We start from the raw sequence: 21590 nt of genomic DNA, 5'->3' as shown, positions 1-21590 counted from the left end.
CAAACTCGGGCCGTGGGAACTGGACTATCGATCACGACACGCGGAAAGCTCGCCCTGCGCGCTGCCGCCACAGCCTCCTGGGCATCGCAGAAAGCCGGCCGCGGCAAGGGCTCCATGATCGGTGGGCTCATCGCCCTCAAGATCGACCCGACGCTGATGACCCAACTCGGACGCGGGAAGCGAACCGTTGTCGTCACCGGCACCAACGGCAAGTCGACAACAACGCGCATGACGGCAGCGGCACTCGCGACGCTTGGTGACGTGGCAACACAGGCCGACGGCGCCAACATGGACGCCGGAATCGTCGCGGCACTGGCAAACCGGATGAACGCGCCGGTCGCGGCACTCGAAGTCGACGAACTTCACGTTCCCCATGTCGCCGACGCCGTGAACCCCGAAGTGATCGTGCTCCTGAATCTGAGCCGCGATCAGCTGGACCGCGTCGGCGAGATCAACATGATCGAACGCAAACTGCGGGCATGCGTCAACGCGCACCCGAATGCGGTCATCGTCGCCAACTGTGACGACGTGCTGGTCACCTCCGTGGCATACGACGCCCCCAACGTCGTGTGGGTTGCGGCCGGCGGCGGCTGGGCAAGCGATTCCGTCAGCTGCCCGCGCACCGGCGAACCCATCGTGTGGGAGGGAAAGCACTGGCGCAGTACCGGTTCGGACTTCGCGCGGCCCGAGCCGGCGTGGTGGCTCGACGACGACAATCTCTACGGCCCTGATGGCTTGAAGATTCCGATGACGCTGACGCTTCCCGGAAAAGCCAACCGCGGCAACGCAGCTCAGGCCGTCGCTGCTGCAGTGGCCTTGGGCGCGGATCCGGTCGGCGCAGTTGCCGCCGCGTCGACGGTCCAGGAAGTTGCCGGGCGATACAGCACCGTCCAGGTGGGCTCCCATTCCGTCCACATGCTCCTCGCGAAGAATCCCGCCGGCTGGCAGGAAGCACTGTCGATGATCGACCCTTCCGTCGACGGCTTGGTCATCGCCGTGAACGGGCAGGTCCCCGACGGCGAGGATCTCTCCTGGCTGTGGGACGTGAAGTTCGAACACTTCGAAGGCGTCAAGGTAGTCGCGGCGGGTGAGCGCGGTACCGACCTCGCGGTGCGCCTCACCTACGCCGGCGTCGAGCACACCTTGGAGCCGGATCCCTTGCGCGCCATCGCGTCCTGCCCGCCCGGTCGCGTCGAAGTTCTTGCCAACTACACGGCATTCCGCGATCTGAACACCGCAATCGCCAAGGAGACTCGCGATGTCTGATTCGACAGTGCGCATCGGGCTTGTCCTCCCCGACGTCATGGGCACCTACGGCGACGGCGGTAACGCCCTGATCCTGCGTCAGCGCCTGCGCATGCGCGGCTACGACGCCGAGATCGTCGACATCACGCTCAACGACCCGGTGCCGGATTCACTCGACGTCTACGCCCTCGGCGGTGCTGAGGATTCTGCGCAGCGCCTCGCTACCCGGCATCTCGCGAAATACCCCGGACTGCAGCGCGCAGCCGAACGCGGCGCACCCGTCCTCGCTATCTGCGCTGCCATCCAGGTTCTGGGAAACTGGTACGAAACCTCGAGCGGCGAGCGCGTCGACGGCGTGTCGATGCTCGACGTCACGACCGCACCGCAGGAAAAGCGCTCGATCGGTGAAGTCATCACGAAGCCTTTGATCAAGGGGCTCACCGCACCGCTCTCGGGTTTCGAAAACCATCGTGGTGGAACCACTCTCGGCGCCGACGCGTCCGGCTTCGCACGCGTCACGCACGGTGTCGGCAACGGTGTCGGCGACGGCCTGGAGGGCGTCACCCAGGGTTCCGTCATCGGCACGTACATGCACGGACCGGTCCTGGCCCGCAATCCCGAGTTGGCGGACCTGTTACTGATGCGCGCTCTGGGCGTGGACTCACTCGAGCCCCTGCACCTGCCCGAGGTCGATCAGCTTCGCAAGGAACGACTCTCGGTTCGCTGATCTGTAGAGTTGGAGCGCTTCTGCATCCCGGCACTTCTGCTTACCGCACCAGGGCGCCTGGAAACGTAAAGTCGACACGGACCGCCCGACCACGAACAGGACGCCAATGAGTACCCTGCAAACTCTGGATCGTGGGCTGCGTGCGCTCGACATCATTGCCCAGTTCCCGACCGGGATTTCGGTTGCGGACCTTGCTCGTGAGCTCGACGTGCACCGAGCCATCTGCTATCGCATCGTTTCGACACTCGAAGCACATTCGCTGATCGCTCGCATCGAGGATGGACGGATTCGTCTTGGTGTCGGAGCCGCGGTTCTCGGTTCTTGCTTCGAGCCACAGCTCAACCGGGACGGGCAGTCCCTACTCCACTCACTGGCAAACACCACGCGTGCAACCGCCTTCATATCCGTTGCGCAAGGCCAGGATTGCGTTGTACTGATGGTCGCCGAACCCGAAGACACTCTCATCCGAGTGGGATACAGAACCGGCACGCGACACCCCCTCGACAAGGGTGCTGCCGGTATCGCGATATTGGCCATGCGGCCCGACGCTGCGTCTGATTCCGAAGAGATCAAACGGGCACGCAGGGACGGATACAGCCTGACTGTGGGGCAACTCGAGCACGGTGCCATCGGCATTGCCTCCGGGATTGCACTGCCGGAGAACCTCGGATCGGCTACGAACCTCGAGCGCAGCGTCGGCGTTGTGGCGATCGACGGTCTCGACACCGAACTCGCTGCCCAAGCCGTGATGACCACAGCGCGAGAACTCGAACGCCTCATCTCTGCCTGATCGTTCCGTCGGGGAAATCTTCGCCCGACTGTGTTTTTCAGCCATCTTGACCTTTGAATGTGACCTCACTTACCCTGAGCGAAGTGCGCTCAAAGCACACTATGTGCGTTATTAGTAACTTCACAGTTCAGGACGGTTTATAGAGATGTCAGAAGTCATGAACGGATGCCCGATCGATCATGCGGCTCTTAACTCGGGATGTCCGGTATCCGGAAAGGCAGCCAGCTTCAATCCCTTCGGCGGCGACTACCAGGTGGACCCCGCTGCGTCGCTGCGCTGGTCCCGTGACGAGGAGCCCGTGTTCTTCAGTCCCGAAATCGGCTACTGGGTCGTCACTCGTTATTCGGACGTCAAGGCCGTCTTCCGCGACAACATCCTGTTCTCGCCGTCCATCGCACTGGAGAAGATCACCCCTGTCTCGGAGGAAGCCACCGCCACCCTCGCCAAATACGACTACGCGATGTCGCGCACCCTGGTGAACGAAGACGAGCCGGCGCACATGCCGCGTCGCCGCGCGTTGATGGATCCGTTCACGCCGGCGGAACTCGTGCACCACGAGCCGATGGTTCGGCGCCTCGTCCGCGAGTACGTCGACCGCTTCGTGAACTCAGGCAAGGTCGACCTCGTCGACGAAATGCTGTGGGAGGTCCCGCTCACCGTGGCGCTGCACTTCCTCGGCGTGCCGGAGGAGGACATGGACGACCTACGCAAGTACTCGATCGCGCACACCGTCAACACCTGGGGCCGACCTGCACCCGAGGAACAGGTCGCGGTCGCCGAAGCCGTAGGCAAGTTCTGGCAGTACGCAGGCACGGTGCTCGAAAAGATGCGCAAGGATCCCTCCGGCCACGGCTGGATGCCCTACGGTCTCCGCGTTCAGAAGGAACAACCGGAGGTCGTCACCGACTCCTATCTGCACTCGATGATGATGGCGGGAATCGTTGCCGCTCATGAGACCACCGCCAACGCATCAGCCAACGCATTCCGCTTGCTGCTCGAAAATCGGAGCGTGTGGCAGGAAATCTGCGAGGATCCCGGTCTGATCCCGAACGCCGTCGAGGAGTGCCTGCGACACTCTGGCTCAGTTGCCGCGTGGCGCCGACTGGCCACTGCCGACACCCGAATCGGCGACATCGACATCCCGAAGGGCTCCAAGCTCCTGATCGTCACATCGTCCGCGAACCGCGACGACCGCCATTTCGAGAGCGGGGACGAGTTCGACATCCGTCGCGAGAACTCCAGCGATCACCTCACTTTCGGCTACGGCAGCCATCAGTGCATGGGCAAGAATCTGGCTCGTATGGAGATGCAGATCTTCCTCGAGGAGATCACCACACGACTCCCACACCTGGAACTCGTCCCCGATCAGGAGTTCACCTACCTACCGAACACCTCATTCAGAGGTCCGGATCATGTTTGGGTGCAGTGGAATCCGGACGCAAACCCTGAACTCCGCGATGCTTCGATTCTCCTGCGACGACAGCCCGTGAAGGTCGGCGAGCCGTCCAAGACCAATATCTCGCGCACGGTGCGAGTGGAGGCGATCACTCCCGCCGCCGACGGCGTGGTCACGGTGACCCTTTCCGATCCTTCAGGCAAAGCACTTCCGAAGTGGACGCCGGGCGCGCACATCGACATCGATCTCGGCGATCTGACGCGGCAGTACTCGCTGTGCGGCAACCCTCACGATCTGTCCCGCTACGAGATCGCCGTGCGCGAAGAGTCCGAGAGCCGGGGCGGCTCGCGCTACGTGCATCACACTCTCGAAGCCGGAAACACCCTCAAGATGCGTGGGCCCCGCAACCATTTCAAGCTCGATCCGGCTGCCGAGCGCTACGTCTTCGTGGCAGGCGGCATCGGTATCACGCCGATCGTGGCAATGGCCGATCACGCCAAGGCCGCCGGCAAGGACTACGAGATCCATTACTGCGGACGCGATGTCGCCACGATGGCGATGCTCGACAGGCTGAATGCAGATCACAGCGACCACCTTGTCGTGCATTCCAGCGCCGCTGGCAACCGTCTCGACATCGCGACAGTGTTCTCCACTGCGACGGCACACACTCAGATCTACTCCTGTGGTCCTGAACGACTGCTCTCCGCGCTCGAAGAGGCTACTGCGCACTGGCCGGAAGACTCGCTGCACGTCGAGCATTTCACCTCGACGGTCGCGACACTCGACCCGTCCAACGAGCACGCGTTCGAGGTCGAACTCCGCGACTCAGGTCTGACAATCCAGGTCGCTGCCGATCAGACCGTCCTCGACGCGTTGCGTGCCTCCAATATCGACATCCCCAGCGATTGCGAGGAAGGCCTGTGCGGTTCGTGTGAGGCCCCCGTACTCGACGGCGAGGTGGATCACCGAGACATGGTGCTCACGAAAACCGAACGCGCTCAGAATAAATCGATGATGACCTGCTGCTCGCGCGCCTGCGGACAGAAGATCACACTCGCGCTCTGACCCACATTTCCCCGTTTCTTCCCGACCCGAAAGGATCCTCATGGGATCACAGACAACCCAGGTCTCCGACCTGGAGGAACCTCCCGTCAGCGACGCCGTTCCCCGCAGTAGTTTCAAGCGCGTACTGACCGGCAGCATGGCTGGTGCCGTTCTCGAGTGGTATGACTTCGCGATCTACGGCATCCTCGCCGCAACCGTACTGGGGCCGCTTTTCTTCCCGGGCGACAGCGGCGTTGCGAAGCTGCTGCTCGCACTCGCCACCCAGGGCCTGGGCTTCGTCGCCCGGCCGCTCGGCGGCATCGTATTCGGGCACCTTGGCGACAAGTACGGCCGCAAGCCGATGCTGGTGACCACCTTCATTCTGCTGGGTACGGCGACTGCCGCGATCGGATTGCTACCCACCTACGAACAGGTGGGCATCTGGGCCACTGTCGGGTTGGTGGTACTGCGCATGATCCAGGGCTTCGCGCTCGGCGGCGAGTTCGGTGCCGCAGTGCTGCTGGTCAGTGAGTACGGCGAACCCAAGCGTCGCGGTTTCTGGGCCTCGTGGCCGCAGGCCGGTGCTCCGATGGGTACGGTTCTGGCCACTGTCGTGGTCTCGATTCTCGTATTCGCAGTCCCGGACGAGGCGTTCGACCAGTGGGGTTGGCGCATCGCCTTCCTGTTCGCGATCCCGCTGCTCGCCATCGGCTTCTGGGTGCGTCGCGGCGTCGAGGAATCGCCTGTGTTCAAGGCCGCACAGGAGCAAGCCGCACAGGCTCCGCAGGAAGAACGCTCGAGCATTTTCGAAGCCTTGTCGCGACCGAGTGTGGTGCTCATCGGTCTCGGTATGCGCATCGGCGAAAACATCGCTTTCTACATCTATACGATCTTCGTTATCGCTTACGCCACCACATATTTCGACTTTGCGCGCGGCGATGTCATCATGGCCGTTACCTTCGCCTCGGTGTTCCAGTTCGTCGGCATGATCGGTGGCGGAGCGTGGTCCGACCGTGTCGGCCGCCGCATCGCAATGCTCGTGCCCGCTGTCGTCCTCATGATCTGGGCGCCGGTCTTCTTCTGGCTCGTGCAGCTCGAGAGTCTTCCGATGCTGTGGCTCGGTGTGTGCGTCGGCGCACTGTTCCACGGCATGCTCGCCGGCCCGGAAGCAGCCTGGATCACCGAGTTGTTCCCGACCCGCTACCGTTATGCCGGCTCCTCGCTGGTGTTCCAAGGCTCGTCGATCCTCGCCGGTGCACCCGCCCCGTTCATCGCCATCTGGCTCATCGAGAACCACGGCGTCGGCATGGTCGTGGGTTACCTGGTTATCACGATGTCGATCACTGTGATCGCCCTGTTGGCAAGCCGCGAGACCAAGGGAGTCGACCTCGACAAGGTCGAGTAGTCACTGCAGCCCCGAGGACGTCGAGAACGGCAACGAGGTCATTGGGCGGACCTTCTCCGACTCCCGTGTGGTGTCTGTCGAGACTCGGTTTGCAACGCATCGTCGGAAATCTGGATCTGCGCCTGGGATCTGGATTTTCGACGATGCGAGACTGAACCGACGGCCTTACTCTGGTCGTCATTTCGAGAACACGCCTCGCGATCAGTGCGCGGCAGAGTCCTTCGTTCCCTCGGTGAGAACCAACTCCACTGCCAGCAGTGCCGCGCAGGCCAGACCGGCCACCAATTCCGGGACGGCGGTGAAAGTACCGCCCAGGATCACCGCAATAGCGACGCCGAATGGCACGAGGGTTCGCGTCGACGAATCGTGCAAGCGGATGTGAATGAACCACAGCGCTGCCAAGATGATGGCCACCGGCACCGTGACGGCCGCACCGGTCACCAACGCGCTGCCTTCGGCGTGGCCGGTCCAGTAGTCGACGCGGGAAGCCAGGCCGGCACCGATGGCAGCGGCGGACGCAAAGATGAAGTAGTGCCCGAAACCCCAGACGAAGGGCGAGACGTTGTCGCCGCCGAGAGCGTCGCCGGCGTTTCGCTGGAAGTACAGCCACCACAGGCTGAAGACGATCAGGATTCCGCCGACCACGACGTACGCCACTTTGGCCGCCGGATGTTCACCGGACACCGCGTCCTGAATCGCGACGGTGGTGGACAGAATCGTTTCGCCGAGAACGATGATGAAGAACAGTGAGTACCGCTCGGCGATGTGGTGTGGATGCCAGGGCGTCATTCCCGGCTTCTCCGACCACACCGGCACGGCAAATTCGCACAGCACCAGGAACAGGAACGTCGGGACGTAGATCGCGGCCGGTACAAAGTAGAAGCCGATCCACCCGAGTTGAACGAGCACGATACCGAGGGCGTATCTGCGGGCGGTGAGTGCGTGTTCGGGATCGTTCCTCGACACTCGAACCCATTGAATCACCAGGGCTATTCGCATGATGACGTAGCCGAGAATGATCAGCAGAGGATCGTTGTCGAAGAAGCGCGGAATCCCGGCTGCCAGTACCAGCGCGCCCAGAATCTGGAAGATCGTCAGAAGTCGCGCAATGCCGTCGTCGTTGTCGTAGGCGGAGGCAAACCACGTGAAGTTGAGCCAGGTCCACCAGATTGCGAAGAACGCCATCGCGAAGTGCCCGACACCTGTGGCCGCGTGCCCTTCACTGATCGCGTGGTGAAGGCCCGTGGCTGCCTGGGCAACTGCCACGACAAAGCACAGGTCCGTCAGCAGTTCGAGTGGTGTGGCTACTCGATGTGCCTCATGCGGATCACGGGGAACCAACGGCCGGATGAATGAATTGATACGACTCACGGTTCGCAGAGTAGCGCTCCGATAGCGGATGCGCTGGACCCACTCAGCGAGATTGTCCACTACAGCCGGGTTTGTCGTGATACGTGTAGAGGGAACAACTCCTGTCTGCGGTAGTCCTGCGGCAGTGACAATCAGCCTGCGGGCTCAGTCGCGTAACGAGGTAGTTCTCCATGTCTATTGCACTTTCCGAAGACCAGCGCGCTCTTGCGCAGTCGGTTCGCAGTTACATCTCGCGAGCGGACCCACTCGCCGAGGCTCGCGAGAGTCTCGACAATCCGACGCACGAATTGCCGTCGGGGTGGTCGACTTTCGCCGAGCTTGGCTGGTTGGGCGTCCACCTGCCGGAGGAATACGGTGGCGCCGGGTTCGGCTTGCCTGAATTGTCCGTGGTGGTAGAAGAATTGGGATCCGCGGTGACTCCCGGGCCACTGCTTCCGACGGTGTGGGCATCGGCGGTGATTGCCGCGGCAGGAGCTATCGAACAACAGGCCGAACTGCTTCCGGGTCTGATCGACGGAACCGCCGTCGCAGCAGTCGGAATCGCCGCGACGGCCACCCTATCGGGCGTCAGTGTCGAGATTGCCGAACCTGTCGAGGTTCTGTGCGCTGCGATGGCCGACATTCTTCTGGTCGCGATCGGTGAGGACGTTGTTGTACTACGGCGCGAACAGGTACAGATCACCGGCGCCCCGACGCTCGATCCGACGCGCCCGCTCTCTGCGGTGACCACAAACGGTAGCGTCGACGCCGTAGCGGTTCTGCCCGGCGCGAGTGCCAACGCAGTGTCGATCGGGCGCACCCTGGCGGCTGCCGAAGCCGCGGGCGTGATCACCGCGGCCACGAACCTTGCCGTCGAATATGCCAAGGCCCGCTTTGCTTTCGGCCGCGCAATCGGCTCGTTTCAGTCGGTCAAGCACATCCTTGCCAACATGCTCGTGGACCGCGAGATGTCCACCGCCGCTGCGTGGGATGCGGCCCAGGCAGCCTACGACAACGAGGATCAGAGCACCCTCACAGCGGCAGTTGCCGTGGTGACCGCGCTCCCCGCAGCCATGCGGGTAGCCCAGAAGTGCATCCAGGTGCACGGCGGCATCGGCTACACGTGGGAGCACGACGCGCACCTGTATCTGCGTCGTGCGGGCGCATTGAACGCCTCCTTCTCCCCCGTTGTCGCGCGAGCCGATATCGCCGACGCCACCGCCGCCGGCATCCGACGCGAATCGAGCATCGAACTGCCCGCCGAGGCCGACGAGTACCGCACGCAGGCTCGGGCTTTCGTCAAAGAAGCCGTCGCCGCACCCGCGGATCAGCTTCGACGCCTACTCGTCGACTCGGGTTATGCCGTTCCCCATTGGCCGAAGCCGTGGGGCCGCGGCGCGGGCGCCGTTGAGCAGTTGGTTCTGGAGGAGGAACTGTCGGCACTCGAGTTGCCGCAGTACGGAATCGGCGAATGGGTGCTCCTCACCGTTGTCGGACACGGCACCGCGGAGCAACACGAACGCTTTGTCGACGCCAGCCTCATGGGCACCGTGAAATGGTGCCAGCTGTTCAGCGAACCCGGCGCCGGTTCCGACGCAGCAGGCATCACTACCAGGGCGCGGCGCGTCGACGGCGGCTGGATTGTCAACGGCCAGAAGACCTGGACCAGCGGCGGCGTGACCTCCACGCACGGCATGGCAACTGTTCGCACCGACCCGGAGGCACGAAAGCACAAGGGCATCACCATGATGCTGATCGACATGTCTGCGCCCGGCGTGCAGGTACGTCCGATCAAGCAGATCACCGGCGATTCGCATTTCTCCGAGGTTTTCCTCGACGACGTGTTTGTTCCCGATGCCGATGTGCTCGGTGAAGTCAACGGCGGCTGGGGAGTTGCGCGGTCCGCACTCGGAAACGAGCGTGTCACCATCGGCCGGGAACGACTCGGTCTTGGCGTCACCTACAGCATCCACGATCTGTTCACCGTGGTGCGCGAACAGAACTCGGGCATGGATGACACGGTGGCCGACCTGGTTGCCGAGGATCTGGCGCTGCGGGCATTGACCACCCGAATCGCGGAACTCGCGGTGCTCGGCGCAGGACCGGGGCCCGAGGGCGCGGTCCTGAAACTCGTCGGCAGCGAACACGGTCAGCGACTCGCCGACGCCGGACTGCTGCTCTCCGGCTTCCTGCCCGCAGGCAGCGAACTGAAAATGCCTGTCCATCACAGTTTTCTGGAAGTGCGCTTCCAGACCATCGCCGGTGGTACGTCGGAAATCCTCCGCAACCAGATCGGCGAACTCATTCTCGGACTACCCAGGGAGCCAGCTCTTGCCTAACTCAGTTGATACCTCGCTCACCGGCCGCACCGCTGTCGTCACCGGCGCCGGAGCCGGCTTGGGCCGCACCGAAGCACTCGCATTGGCCGCTCGCGGTGCCAGTGTCGTGGTCAACGACATCGGTTCTGCTGCAGACGATGTCGTGCGCGAAATCGAAGCTCTCGGATCCCGTGCTATTGCGGTGACCGGCGACGTCAGCGACTGGTCGCTGGGAGATCACCTGGTGGAAGCCGCGGTCGATACCTTCGGCAGCTTGGACATCGTGGTCAACAATGCCGGAATCACCCGCGACGCGATGCTCTTCAACATGACCGAGAAGCAGTGGGACGACGTCATCGCGATTCACCTCAAAGGCCATGCGGCGCTCTCCCGCTCGGCTGCGGTGCATTGGCGCGCCGCGGGCAAGGCTGCTGGTGGCCCGGTGTACGGACGCGTCATCAACACGGCGTCCGAAGCGTTTCTGCTCGGCGGTGCTGGTCAAGCCAATTACGCTGCCGCCAAAGCGGGCATCGTGGCACTGACGCTGTCCACCTCACGTGGACTGGCGAAGTACGGCGTCACCGCCAACGCGATCTGCCCACGTGCCCGCACCGAGATGACGGCAGGCGTCTTTGCCGACGGTGAACCGGATACGGGACTCGACATCATGGCACCCGAACGTGTTGCTACCTTCGTCTCTTTCCTGGCAACTCCGGCAGCACAGACGATCAACGGCCAGGTGTTTGTCGTCTACGGCGACATGGTGGCGTTGATGGCCCCGCCCACGGTGCAACAGAAGTTTGTTGCCGCGGACGGGGTCTTCACAGTAGAAGAGTTCGCAGATCAGCTGGTGCCCTATGTCGCTGAACTACCTGCGGGACAAACCTATTCCGCGAGCAGCATCATCGAACTGGATACAACTGGCACCTAACCACTGTGCGCCTTTGTTAACCGCCCGCGGTTAACAAAGGCGCACAGCACGCTAGCTCGGCAACATCGCCAATCGGCCATGTGCGCGAAATTCCGCTTCTATGGCGTCTCGGCCACCGTCGTCGAGTAAGACGTACTCACGCGTTCGCCCCACCCTGGTGTACACGGAATCGTCTGTGGCCCAAGCTGCGCGCCGTAGCGGCGTCTTGTTGACCTTGTTGCTTCCGGTCAGGGGCAACCGATCGATGACCCGAACGAATCGTGGCCACCACTTTGCGCCCATGTCCGGCTGCTCGTCGAGGAAATCACCGAAGCTCTTGGGGTCGAAGCTCACGCCGTCTTCCATCTCGACCACAACCATGACCTGGTCACCGGTCCGCGGGTCCGGAACGGCGAAGATCGGAGCGGCAGCCACTCCCGGAACCCGTTGCAAGACACGCTCAACCGGCGCGGCAGAGAAGTTCTCGCTGTCCACGCGCAACCAGTCGGAGGACCGTCCGGCAAAGTAGAAGTAGCCGTCGCTGTCGCGGTAGGCCAGGTCGCCGGACCAGAAATCGGCGCCCTTGACTCGATCCGCCATCGCCCCGGGGTTCTTGTAGTACCCCTCGAACGTGTGAGCCAGGCCGATTGCCACCATCTCACCGATCGCCTCGGCGTTGACCAGACGACCGTCGCTGTCGAATTCCGCAGGCGGGCATTCGATACCTGTCGCTTCGTCGAGAACCCGGATGTCGAGACCGTTCTGCGGAATACCCAGAGAGTCCCGGGGCGTCTGCGGTGTGCGCCCGATCCGGAACACCCCTTCGCTGAGCCCGTAGCCCTCCATCACGGTGCATCCGTACCGCTCGGAGAATCGTCGGACGTCGGTTTCCGACGCCTCGGTGCCGAAGGCCAACTCCAGGGTGCTCTGCGCATCCCGGGGATCCTCGGGCCTGCTCAACGTGTACGACAGTGCCCGGCCGACATAGTTGACGTACGTGACGCCGTAGCGGTGGATGTCCGGACCGAACTTGCTGGCCGAGAACTTCCTTGTCATCGCAACCGTCGCGCCGACGCACATCGCCGGCGCCAGGTTCAACATCACCGCGTTGCCGTGGAAGAGCGGCATGCACAGGTAGGTCACGGAATCGCGGCGCAGCGATACCCGATCGACCATGGCAGCTGTCAAGCGTGCCAGCCGTCCCTGTCCGACGATCACGGCCTTCGGTGCACCCGTCGAGCCGGAACTGAAGAGCAGCAGCGCTTTTTCTTCCGGTGTCGGCACAGTCTCGGGTAGTGCTGCTCCGCGGAACGGCGCCAGGAACTCGGCGTACTCGGGGCTGTCGATGTTCAGGATGCGCTCGGGTGGCAGACCGTGGCCCGTGCCGTCGACGAGATGCGCCAAGGCATTCTCGGTGATGACGACGTCCACGTCTCCGTGGCTGATGTCATGTGCCAGCTCCGCGCCACTGCGACTGGCGTTGATACCGACAACGGCCGCGCCGGCCAAAGGTCCGGCGCCCAGCCAGAATACGAAGTCCGGAACATTCTCGAGCAGGATGCCCACGTGGATCTGACGGTCGCCTGGTTGCGGCACCAACGACGTCAATGCCGCTGCACGATCGGCACTTTCCTGCACCACCTCACGCCACGACCACGAGTTGTCCTCGTATCGAAGTCCAACTTTGTCGTCCTCGGCGCGGCTTCGAATGATTTCTGCGTACGTATCCACGTCGCTCCTTACTTCAGTAGTTCAGCCGGCACCGGGGCGGGCGGGTTGAAGGTGAGATAGTCCCCGGGGAAGCCGTCCTCGTCGAGGTCGTCTGGCTGCCAGCCGGCGAGCAGACCACTGCCGTCGAGCGCATGTACGGAACGACCGAACTCTTTGAGCAGGGGCAGACTGTATGCGACACGGCCGGTTACCTCGGACGGTTCAGCAGTGCAGAGCAGGAGTGCCGCTTCGGCCATCGTGTCCTCGGGTTCGGACGGCCATCCCGGAACCGCTGCGGCAGCGTGCTCGGTTGCGACGCCACGGTTGGGCGCAAGCGAATTCACCGCAATGTTGTCGCTGTACAGCTCCATCGCGGATCCCGTGCTGATCCGGTCCATCATCGCCTTCGTTCCGCCGTACAGCACTGATCCGGCCAGCGGATGCGGCGCAAAAGGCGGCCCGACGCGTGGCCCGGCCTGCCGGGACGAGATGTTGACGATCCACCCTGCGCCGTTCGCGCGCATGCTCGGGATAACCGCCTTCATCAGGTCCCAGGTGTTCCACACGTTCGTTTCGACGGAGTCGTAGAACCACTCTCGCGGCATGTCCGCAAACAGTGTCTCGTAGCGCCGCGACGCAGCCACGTTGTTGACGAGGATGCTCACCGGTCGTCCGAAGCTGTCCTCGATCCGCGCGATCAGTGCGGCGCGATCGAGTTCAGGAGTCCCCAGATCGACGGCAAAGCTTTTCGCGGTTCCTCCTGCCGCATTGATCAATCCGACGGTTTCCTCGAGCGAGCCTTGCAGGCTTCCGTCGCCCGCCCGCAATGTGCGCGATACCGCCGCGACGGGTATTCCCTCTGCTGCAATGCGTCTCGCAATCGCCCGGCCGATTCCCCGGCTGGCTCCCGTGACGACCGCGAGGCCTGTGAATGTGGTGCTGTCATTCGTCATGCGTTACACCTTCCATTTCCCCGACCACCGTGTCGGGCTGGTTTCCTTGACGCGTCCACTACCGCAGAATTTGTGGCAGAGGACCAAGTTGTACAAGCTGACGGCCGCGGTTCCGGCCGGTCAGTACGTTTTCCAACGCCTGCGGGGCATTCTCCAACCCGTCTACGACGTCCTCGCGATAATGCAACCGCCTTGCGTCGAGTTGTTCGATTGCCCACTCGCGGTAGCGCGGATAGTGCTCGTAATGGTCGTACACCACAAAGCCTTGAATTTTCAGTCGCTTGCGAAGAACCGGGCGCAGTGGTGGCCCGAAGTCGGCTTCGGCGCCGTTGTACTCACTTGCCATGCCGCACACCACAACCTGACCGAAGTCGTTGAGCTGCTCGAACACCGCTGCCAGCGTCTCACCGCCGACATTGTCGAAATACAGGTCGACGCCATCCGGGCAGGTCCTCGCCAGTCCCGCAGCGATCGTCTCGTCGGTCCGATCGATGCAGTCTGCAAAACCGAGTTCGTTCACGACGTAGGCGACCTTGTCACCACTTGCGATGCCGACGACGCGGGCGCCGGCCAGCGCAGCCAATTGTCCGGCCACCATCCCGACGGCGCCACCCGCAGCCGAGATCACCACCGTCATACCGGCTTCGAGCGTCGACGCGAAGTGCAGTCCGCAGTACGCCACAAATCCCGGCCTACCGAGTACTCCCAGTTCCGCTTCCAGTCGAAATCCCGGACGTGGCTCCAACAAGTCCAGGTGCTCGCCTCGGACCGTGTGAAAGACCTGCCACGTATTTCCGCCACGAACCAGGTCCCCTGGCACAAAATCCGGGTGGCGTGACGTGACAACCTCACCAACCAACGCACCGTCGAGGCCTGCCTGTGGTGGGCTCACCCCTGCCAGCACGATGTCGCCGATCCCGGCCACCGCTCCGAGCGGTCCTGGGCGTCCGTCAGCGGACGGTAGGCGCCGCCTGGCGCTGGGATCGATCGCCAGATAGCAAGCCCGGAACAACACCTCACCGTCTTGCGGCTGCTGAATTGAAGCCTTCTCGACCGAAAAGTCTTCCGCCTGTGGAAGACCCTGTGGTGCGCGCAGGACGCGCACCGCCAGGTTCTCCCCCGTGGTCATACAGGTGCGCCGATCGAAGCACCCTTCTCCAGAACATTGCCCAGTTCCATGCCGATCGCGCCCGCGCTTCCCAGGGAGAAGGCGATCTGACGCCCCCACAGGAAGTAGCGATGGATCGGGTAGTCGACATCAGCGCCGATACCGCCGTGCAGATGCTGCGTTGCGTGAACAACTCGGAGTCCACCGCGCGATGCCCACCACTTGGCTACCAGTGCAGCAGCTTCCGCTTCACTCTCCACTCCGGTGTCCATCAGCCAGGCCGCGCGTTGCGCGGTCAGTCGGATGCTCTCGGTATCGAGATACGCGTCGGCGGCCCGGACGGACACAGCCTGGTTGGTGGAGATGGGTCGACCGAACTGGATACGCTCCGAGGTGTACTTTGCTGCCATGGCCAGCGCTTCTTCGCACACACCAACAGCCAAGGCTGCCAGAGCAACCCGTGCTCGGCGCAGCGTCCATTCGTAAGTGGCAGTGCCGTCGCCAGGCAGAACGTCAGCGGCGCTGACGGTGGCCCCGTCGAACTGCACAGTGCTGTTGCTTTCACGGTTTGTCACGTTCAACGTGGTGCGCGAAAGACGATCGGTGCGCACGATCATCACGCTGGTTCCGCCGTCGGGCATCGCCACCGGAACAACCACAGCGTCGGCAACGTCAGCAGCGGACACTGAATCGACGGTTCCGCGCAGCGTCCATCCGTCACCCGTTGCCTCTGCCCGCACCCGCAGGTTGGCACCGTGTCCGATGTCGAACGCGCCGGTGACAATCACGGAACCGTCGAGCAGTCCTGGAAGCCACGACGCTTTCTGCTCTTCGCTGCCGAACTCTGCAATCGGCAGCGCCGCCGTTGCGACGACCGACCACAGCGGTACCTGGGCAACGCGTCGACCCTGCTGCTCGAGAACTGCAGCGAGCCCAAGCATTCCGAGCCCCGCGCCGCCCACCTCTTCGGGCAGGGCGATTCCCAGAACGTCGGAATCGGCCAGCACCTTCCACAGGTCGGCGTCGAAGCCGCCTGCACTCTCCACCGTACGTAGTCGGTCGACTCCGGACTTCGCAGCAAAGATCGATTCACTCAGATCCCGCACCGCGGACAGATTGTCGTCGAATTCGAATTCCATGTCAGCTCTTTTCGTTCGGTGTTGCAGCGGGGCGACGACGCGCAGCAAGCGTCATACCCAGGCACTTGGCCGCGACAATTTCACGCATGACTTCGTTGGTGCCACCGCCGAAGGTGTTGTTCTGAGCGCGTCGGCCGAGGTTCTCGACGCGGCCTTCGAGCACTGCACCCGGAGTTCCCGGACGCAGCAATCCCTTGGCTCCCAGCACTTCCTGCAGCATTCCGTACGTAGTCACGACGGCTTCGGTGCCGAAGATCTTGGCGGCAGCAGAATCACCACCGCCCAAGGTGTTTGCGGCAACATCGGCAACGAGTCGCAAGTTCATCAGATCGGCTGCACTGAGCAGCGCGTAGACCTCTGCCAGCTTTTCCCGAACCCATGGGATGTCGTAGACGTGGCCGTCACCGGCCGGTTCCGTCTTCGCCCACTCGACTACCTCGGCAAAAAGCTCGTTGGCGATACCACCGCGGGCGGCCAAGGCAACCCGCTCGTGGTTGAGCTGGTTGGTGATGAGCTTCCAACCCTGATTGAGCTCGCCGACAACGTTGGTGAGCGGTACCCGCACATCTTCGTAATAGGTTGCCGAGGTGCTGATTCCGCCAACGGTGTGAATTTCGGTTACGGAGAATCCGGGAGCGCTTGTCGGTACCAGTACCACCGAAATGCCCTCATGCGTCGGGGCATCCGGATCGGTGCGCACGGCCAGCCACACCCAGTCGGCAAAGACGCCGGCGCTGGTGAAGATCTTGTTGCCGTTGATGACAAGCTCGTCACCCTCGATGCGAGCTCGCGTTTCGAGAGCAGCGAGGTCGGTACCGGCGTTGGGCTCGGTGTAGCCGATGGCAAAGATCAACTCGCCGGCCAGGATCGGGCGCAGGAAGAAGTCCTTCTGCGCCTGGGTTCCATGCTTGATCAACGCGGGGCCAACCGTGTTCAGCGTGACAAGCGACAGCGGTGCATTGGCGCGAATCACCTCGTCGTAGAACACGTACAGAGCTTCGGGGTTCTCCCCGCGGCCACCGAATTCCTCCGGCCACCCCAAGCCCAACCAGCCGTCCTTGCCCATCTGGCGCAGGATGCGATCGAAGACGGGTCCGCCTTCGGTCTGATCGACCAACGCGCGGCGATCCTCGTCGTTGATGATTTCGGCGAAGTACGCGCGCAGTTCCTTGCGCAGAGTCTTCGACTCCTCTGACAAATCCAGGTACATGGGTAAGACTCCTCGAGAATATGGCTAGGAGCGCGGCAGGCCGAGAACGCGCTGCGCGATGACATTGAGTTGAATTTCGACGGTTCCGCCGCCGAAGAGAATCGATGGCAAACCGATGTGATCGATGCCGTAGTTGGCACGGGGATCGACCACTGCCGCACGTGGTCCCAGCAAGCGGAGCAGGTCTCGTGATCCCTCACGCTGGGCCAGTGCGTTGTATACCTTGGAGACGCTGATCTCGGCGCCGGGTTCTTGACCGGCCAGTCGAGCCGAAACGCCGCGCAGGTTCATGGCGGATAGTGCCAGTTCGCGAGAAATACTGCGCCCCAGACCTTCCACTGCATCCTCGCGCGAGCAGTCGTGACTACCGTCGGCGATAACCTGACGGAACTGCTCACTCGAACCGTGATGCAGACGCGAACCCATGCTCAGACGTTCGTTGGACAGTGTGGTCGCTGCAAGCTTCCAGCCCTGTCCCGGTTCGGCAACCAGGCACTCGTCCGGGACGAACACGTCGTCCAGGAACACCTCGTTGAACTCCGACTTGCCGGTGGACTGCTTGAGCGGCCGGACGTCGATGCCCGCCGACGTCATGTCGACCAAGAAGTACGACAGCCCACGATGTTTCGGAGCATCCGCGTCGGTGCGGGCGAGGCAGACGCCCCAGTCCGCTTCGTGCGCACCCGAGTTCCAGACCTTCTGCCCCGAGATGACCCAGCCGCCGTCCACCTTGCGCGCCTTGGTGCTCAATCCGGCCAGGTCGGAGCCTGCTCCCGGCTCGCTGAAGAGTTGGCACCAGATGATGTCTGCGCGCAGAGTCGGGTCGACGAACCTGTCCTGCTGCTCGGCATTACCGTGTTCGAGGATCGTCGGCAGCACCCATTCACCGATCACGGTGGACGGTTGCGCCCATCCACGTATGGCGAACTCGTGAGCGATCACTGCCTGTTCCTGGGGACCTGCCCCCAAACCGTAGGGCTCGCGGTAATGCGGGGCAACAAGTTTGGCCTCGGCAAAACGAGCACGCCTGGCGCTTCCCTTGGCCGGAGCCCAACTCGCGTCGGTGGTTCCGTCGTCTGGCAGCAGTTCCACGTCGGCAAACACCCGACGTATTTCAGCCCGCAATTCCGGCAACATGTCGGGATCGACAAACGAGAAGTCACGAACCGCGTCAGCCGAGCGCTCACCCAGTGTGTGCGCCCACCGCTCCTCCGCGCCGACAACAGCCGCGATGCTGAGCGCGCGACGCCAGTACAGATGCGCGTCGTGCTCCCAGGTGAAGCCGACGCCGCCGAGCAACGTGACACATTCGAGTGCGTTCTCGATCCCGATCGGCAACGCCGCAAGAGCAGCCTGAGCGGAAACGAGCTTCTGCTGGTCCACGTCGTGTTCTTCCGACCGTGCTGCGTCCCAGGCTGCTGCACAGGCAATTTCGGAACGCACGAGCATCATGGCCGCTTTGTGCTGCACGGCCTGGAAGCTGCCTACCGGGCTGCCGAACTGAACCCGAGTCTTGACGTACTCGACTGCTGTGCGCAGCGCCCAACCAGCAAGCCCGCTGGCCTCGGCGGCGTACACGGTATTGACGATCAACTCGACGCGATGCGGCGATAATCCGTCGACAATCTCCGCGGCCGACACCTGATGCTCGGTCAGAGTCAACGTGCCGATGGAGCGTGTCAGGTCGATTCCGTCCTCGACCTCCACTACCGCGGTGGCTGCCGGCGTAAGCCGGAACCACAGCGCACCTTCGCTGCTACGAGCCTGTACCAGAACGACATCCGCGCCGGGCAGGCCAAGGGCGGGGTCGGCAGTACCACTGACAGTCCACCCGGCGGCCGAGCGCTCCGCAACCAGAGAACCGCTGCAGACCGCACCCGTGGCACCATTTCCCAACTCGCCCAGCATGGTTGCCGCCGCGCTACCGGAACCGGTCGCAAGGACTCCACCGGTGATGACAGTCGGAACATACGATCCGGGGTAGAGCGTCATTCCCAACTGCTCGACGACCACTGCAAGTTCTGCAAGACCGGCACCGTCCCCGCCGTATTCCTCCGGCAGATGCACCGCATGCAGACCCTGGCTGACCAACGCCTTCCAGGAATCCGGTTGCTCGCCGGCTGCGTAGCGCGTGAAATTGGCTCGGGTATCGGCAACTGCGCTGTTGCGGGCCGCAAACGCGGCTACCGCTTCGGCGAGATCACGGTGGTCTTCGAGCAGGGACAGTGCCATGGTGGGTTCCTCAATCTTCGGTTTCTACTTCGGCGTCAGATACGTTCGAGAATCAGACAGGTGGTTGCGGCCGACGCGCAGATCGCGATGAGGGCGATGGACTTGTCGCGTCGTTCCAATTCGTCGATCGCATTGGCCAGCAGACGAATACCGGTTGCCCCGGCCGGGTGACCGAGCGCAATGGCGCCACCGTTGACGTTCAGCAGGTCGTGGTCGACGCCGTGTGCTTGCGCAAAGGACATGGGCACCGAGGCAAACGCTTCGTTGACCTCGAAAAGATCAATGTCGGCGATCGTCAGGCCCGTGCGTTCCAACACGATGGACGCGGCGTCCACGGGACCGTCGAGCATGAACTCGGTGTCGCCGCCGATGACGCATTGCGCCAGTATCCGGGCCCGCGGCCGCACGCCCAGTGCCGAAGCGCGAGTTGCCGACATCAGCAGAGCAGCACTCGCACCGTCCGAGACCTGCGAAGACGTTCCAGCGGTGTGCAATCCACCCTCTTGAACGGTGCGCAGCTTGGCGAGCCCTTCCAGGCTCGACTCGCGCAGTCCCTGATCACGGTGAACCGGAGTGTCCGACCCTGGAACCACCACGTCGATGATGTGCGAGTCGAATCGGCCGGCGTCCCACGCTGCAGCGGCCCGCTGTTGCGAGCGCAGCCCGAAGGCGTCGAGATCCTCGCGGCTGAAACCACGTTTGACGGCAATACGGTCTGCTGCGGTGTACTGATCGACGGTATCGAGTGACCACGACTCGGGCCGCGGCGTTCCGAGACCGGTGCCCACCTTGTAGGTGAGCGGAGCCCGCGACATCAGTTCCACCCCGCAGGCCACACCCACGTCGACGGCTCCGATGGCAATCTGGCCCGCCAGCAACTGCACCGACTGCTGCGCGGTTCCGCACTGAGCGTCGATCGTGGTGCAGCCCGCCTTCAGCGGAAGCCCGGCATGCATCCAGGATGTCCGCACGATATTGCCGAACTGTTCGCCGAGCGGCGTGACGCAGCCACCGATGACCTGATCGACGGCCTTCGGATCCACTCCCACCCGATCCAGCACACCGGACTGCGCATAACCCAACAGTTCCGCCGCGTGAACACCGGACAGCCATCCCTCACGCTTGCCGAACGGTGTTCGTGCTGCGTCCACGATGACGGGCTTCATGCCAACTCCTCGGTTCGTAATGCTGTCAAGTCCGGTAGTGCTGTTGTGTCCGGTAGTGCTGTTGTGTCCGGTAATGCAGTTCCGTCCAGACCGCGCACGGTCAACGCCCACTCGTCGATCAGGTCCAAGCTGACGCACGAACGCGCGGTGAACTCGGTGTCGCAATCACACAGCGCCGTGACCGCTTCCACCATTTGTTCCATAGATTCGACCTGATCCGGCCGAATAGTCTCACCGACCAGGACTCTTGCGCCCTCACTGAGCACCGCTGCCCGCGGTTCGATCGTGTTGACGCGCACGCCCTCGCCGTAGAGTTCGACACCCATTCCGTTGCTGATACGGTTCAGCGCGGACTTGGAGGCGCCGTACACAGTCATCGCGGTTCCCGGTTCGATCAAGGTGAACGGCGGACCTTGCCACTGTTTCGTGGTTCCACTGGACACATTGACGATCCAGCCGTATCCGTTTGCCACCATGCCGGGTATCACGGCTTGCATCAGGTCGAGTGGCGCGTGGACGTTTGCCTCGAAGACCACACGCCGCCGACGGAGCGGGTACTCGGACAGCGGCGCGTATATCGCTGCTGCCGCGTTGTTCACCAAAATGTCGATAGTCCCGCCGAGCTTCTCGATTGCCTGAGCCACGACGGTGTCGCGCTGCTGCTCGTCGGTCAGATCCGCGACCACTATCTCGACCTTGGTTCCGTACTTCGCAATTCGAGCGGCAGTCTCCTCGAGACTGCCAGGCAGGGTGGCGTGGGCACCGAGCGTCCGAGCCACGAGGGCCACGTCGGCACCCTCCGCTGCCAGTCTTTCTGCGACGCCCGCACCGATTCCACGACTGGAACCGGTGACAAGCGCCCGGCGGCCGTCAAAGCGCCTCGTCAT

16 protein-coding genes are annotated in these 21590 nt (G+C 63.1%); 7 read left to right on the top strand and 9 right to left on the bottom strand.

Going from position 1 to position 21590, the window contains the following annotated elements; all coding sequences use genetic code 11:
• Positions 1-12: 12 nt before the first annotated feature.
• The 5 genes from CJ178_RS22755 (at position 13) to CJ178_RS22735 (ending at position 6607) form a co-directional block, all read left to right on the top strand.
• Positions 13-1266, top strand: coding sequence for a Mur ligase family protein (locus CJ178_RS22755; RefSeq protein ID WP_045066517.1), 1254 nt, complete (start codon positions 13-15; stop codon positions 1264-1266).
• Complete coding sequence (locus CJ178_RS22750; RefSeq protein WP_033235887.1) at positions 1259-1972, top strand: type 1 glutamine amidotransferase; 714 nt, start codon at positions 1259-1261, stop codon at positions 1970-1972. The genes CJ178_RS22755 and CJ178_RS22750 overlap by 8 nt, the downstream gene beginning before the upstream one ends.
• 106 nt (positions 1973-2078) lie before the next feature.
• On the top strand, positions 2079-2762 hold the full coding sequence (locus CJ178_RS22745) for an IclR family transcriptional regulator (RefSeq protein WP_095887721.1): 684 nt from the start codon (positions 2079-2081) through the stop codon (positions 2760-2762).
• A gap of 157 nt (positions 2763-2919) precedes the next feature.
• On the top strand, positions 2920-5223 hold the full coding sequence (locus CJ178_RS22740; protein ID WP_095888106.1) for a cytochrome P450/oxidoreductase: 2304 nt from the start codon (positions 2920-2922) through the stop codon (positions 5221-5223).
• A 40-nt stretch (positions 5224-5263) separates the two neighbouring features.
• A complete protein-coding gene (locus CJ178_RS22735) occupies positions 5264-6607 on the top strand; it encodes an MFS transporter (protein ID WP_092805804.1) in 1344 nt (447 codons plus the stop codon).
• A gap of 201 nt (positions 6608-6808) precedes the next feature.
• Here the strand turns inward: CJ178_RS22735 and CJ178_RS22730 are convergent, their stop codons facing one another.
• Positions 6809-7978, bottom strand: coding sequence for a low temperature requirement protein A (locus CJ178_RS22730; RefSeq protein WP_095888105.1), 1170 nt, complete (start codon positions 7976-7978; stop codon positions 6809-6811).
• A 170-nt stretch (positions 7979-8148) separates the two neighbouring features.
• On the opposite strand from CJ178_RS22730, the gene CJ178_RS22725 reads away from it, so the two are divergent.
• Positions 8149-10296: an acyl-CoA dehydrogenase gene (locus CJ178_RS22725; RefSeq protein WP_095887720.1), complete on the top strand. Its 2148-nt coding sequence runs from the start codon at positions 8149-8151 to the stop codon at positions 10294-10296.
• Positions 10289-11206, top strand: coding sequence for a 3-oxoacyl-ACP reductase (locus CJ178_RS22720; RefSeq protein WP_095887719.1), 918 nt, complete (start codon positions 10289-10291; stop codon positions 11204-11206). The genes CJ178_RS22725 and CJ178_RS22720 overlap by 8 nt, the downstream gene beginning before the upstream one ends.
• 51 nt (positions 11207-11257) lie before the next feature.
• Here CJ178_RS22720 and CJ178_RS22715 read toward each other — a convergent pair whose 3' ends face one another.
• Genes CJ178_RS22715 through CJ178_RS22680 form a run of 8 tightly spaced genes read right to left on the bottom strand, consistent with a single transcriptional unit; the run spans position 11258 to position 21590 of the window.
• A complete protein-coding gene (locus tag CJ178_RS22715; protein ID WP_095887718.1) occupies positions 11258-12916 on the bottom strand; it encodes an AMP-binding protein in 1659 nt (552 codons plus the stop codon).
• 8 nt (positions 12917-12924) lie between these two features.
• Entirely contained in the window at positions 12925-13848 is a 924-nt protein-coding gene (locus CJ178_RS22710) for an SDR family NAD(P)-dependent oxidoreductase (RefSeq protein WP_095887717.1), read from the bottom strand.
• Between the two features lie 58 nt (positions 13849-13906).
• Positions 13907-14977: an MDR family NADP-dependent oxidoreductase gene (locus CJ178_RS22705; protein WP_095887716.1), complete on the bottom strand. Its 1071-nt coding sequence runs from the start codon at positions 14975-14977 to the stop codon at positions 13907-13909.
• A complete protein-coding gene (locus CJ178_RS22700; protein ID WP_092805798.1) occupies positions 14974-16095 on the bottom strand; it encodes an acyl-CoA dehydrogenase family protein in 1122 nt (373 codons plus the stop codon). Before CJ178_RS22700 ends, CJ178_RS22705 begins: the two co-directional genes overlap by 4 nt.
• Before the next feature lies 1 nt (position 16096).
• Complete coding sequence (locus tag CJ178_RS22695; protein ID WP_095887715.1) at positions 16097-17305, bottom strand: acyl-CoA dehydrogenase family protein; 1209 nt, start codon at positions 17303-17305, stop codon at positions 16097-16099.
• 24 nt (positions 17306-17329) lie between these two features.
• The gene (locus CJ178_RS22690) at positions 17330-19537 is read right to left on the bottom strand and encodes an acyl-CoA dehydrogenase (RefSeq protein ID WP_095887714.1); all 2208 of its coding nucleotides are present in this window, start codon (positions 19535-19537) and stop codon (positions 17330-17332) included.
• A gap of 35 nt (positions 19538-19572) precedes the next feature.
• Complete coding sequence (locus CJ178_RS22685) at positions 19573-20703, bottom strand: steroid 3-ketoacyl-CoA thiolase (RefSeq protein WP_033235878.1); 1131 nt, start codon at positions 20701-20703, stop codon at positions 19573-19575.
• Positions 20700-21590, bottom strand: a complete 891-nt coding sequence (locus CJ178_RS22680) for an SDR family NAD(P)-dependent oxidoreductase (protein WP_095887713.1) — start codon at positions 21588-21590, stop codon at positions 20700-20702. Before CJ178_RS22680 ends, CJ178_RS22685 begins: the two co-directional genes overlap by 4 nt.

The organism is Rhodococcus sp. ACPA4 (assembly GCF_002300185.1).
Classification (GTDB): domain Bacteria; phylum Actinomycetota; class Actinomycetes; order Mycobacteriales; family Mycobacteriaceae; genus Rhodococcus_F; species Rhodococcus_F globerula.
This window is presented reverse-complemented; position numbering and strand designations above follow the sequence as displayed.

Excerpts from the sequence above, each read along its gene's own strand:
- CJ178_RS22740 (WP_095888106.1), top strand. The coding sequence starts at position 2,920 with ATGAACGGATGCCCGATCGATCATGCGGCTCTTAACTCGGGATGTCCG.
- CJ178_RS22685 (WP_033235878.1), bottom strand. The coding sequence starts at position 20,703 with ATGAAGCCCGTCATCGTGGACGCAGCACGAACACCGTTCGGCAAGCGT.
- CJ178_RS22735 (WP_092805804.1), top strand. The coding sequence starts at position 5,264 with ATGGGATCACAGACAACCCAGGTCTCCGACCTGGAGGAACCTCCCGTC.
- CJ178_RS22680 (WP_095887713.1), bottom strand. The coding sequence starts at position 21,590 with ATGACGAGGCGCTTTGACGGCCGCCGGGCGCTTGTCACCGGTTCCAGT.
- CJ178_RS22725 (WP_095887720.1), top strand. The coding sequence starts at position 8,149 with ATGTCTATTGCACTTTCCGAAGACCAGCGCGCTCTTGCGCAGTCGGTT.
- CJ178_RS22745 (WP_095887721.1), top strand. The coding sequence starts at position 2,079 with ATGAGTACCCTGCAAACTCTGGATCGTGGGCTGCGTGCGCTCGACATC.
- CJ178_RS22695 (WP_095887715.1), bottom strand. The coding sequence starts at position 17,305 with ATGTACCTGGATTTGTCAGAGGAGTCGAAGACTCTGCGCAAGGAACTG.
- CJ178_RS22705 (WP_095887716.1), bottom strand. The coding sequence starts at position 14,977 with ATGACCACGGGGGAGAACCTGGCGGTGCGCGTCCTGCGCGCACCACAG.
- CJ178_RS22710 (WP_095887717.1), bottom strand. The coding sequence starts at position 13,848 with ATGACGAATGACAGCACCACATTCACAGGCCTCGCGGTCGTCACGGGA.
- CJ178_RS22690 (WP_095887714.1), bottom strand. The coding sequence starts at position 19,537 with ATGGCACTGTCCCTGCTCGAAGACCACCGTGATCTCGCCGAAGCGGTA.
- CJ178_RS22750 (WP_033235887.1), top strand. The coding sequence starts at position 1,259 with ATGTCTGATTCGACAGTGCGCATCGGGCTTGTCCTCCCCGACGTCATG.
- CJ178_RS22700 (WP_092805798.1), bottom strand. The coding sequence starts at position 16,095 with ATGGAATTCGAATTCGACGACAATCTGTCCGCGGTGCGGGATCTGAGT.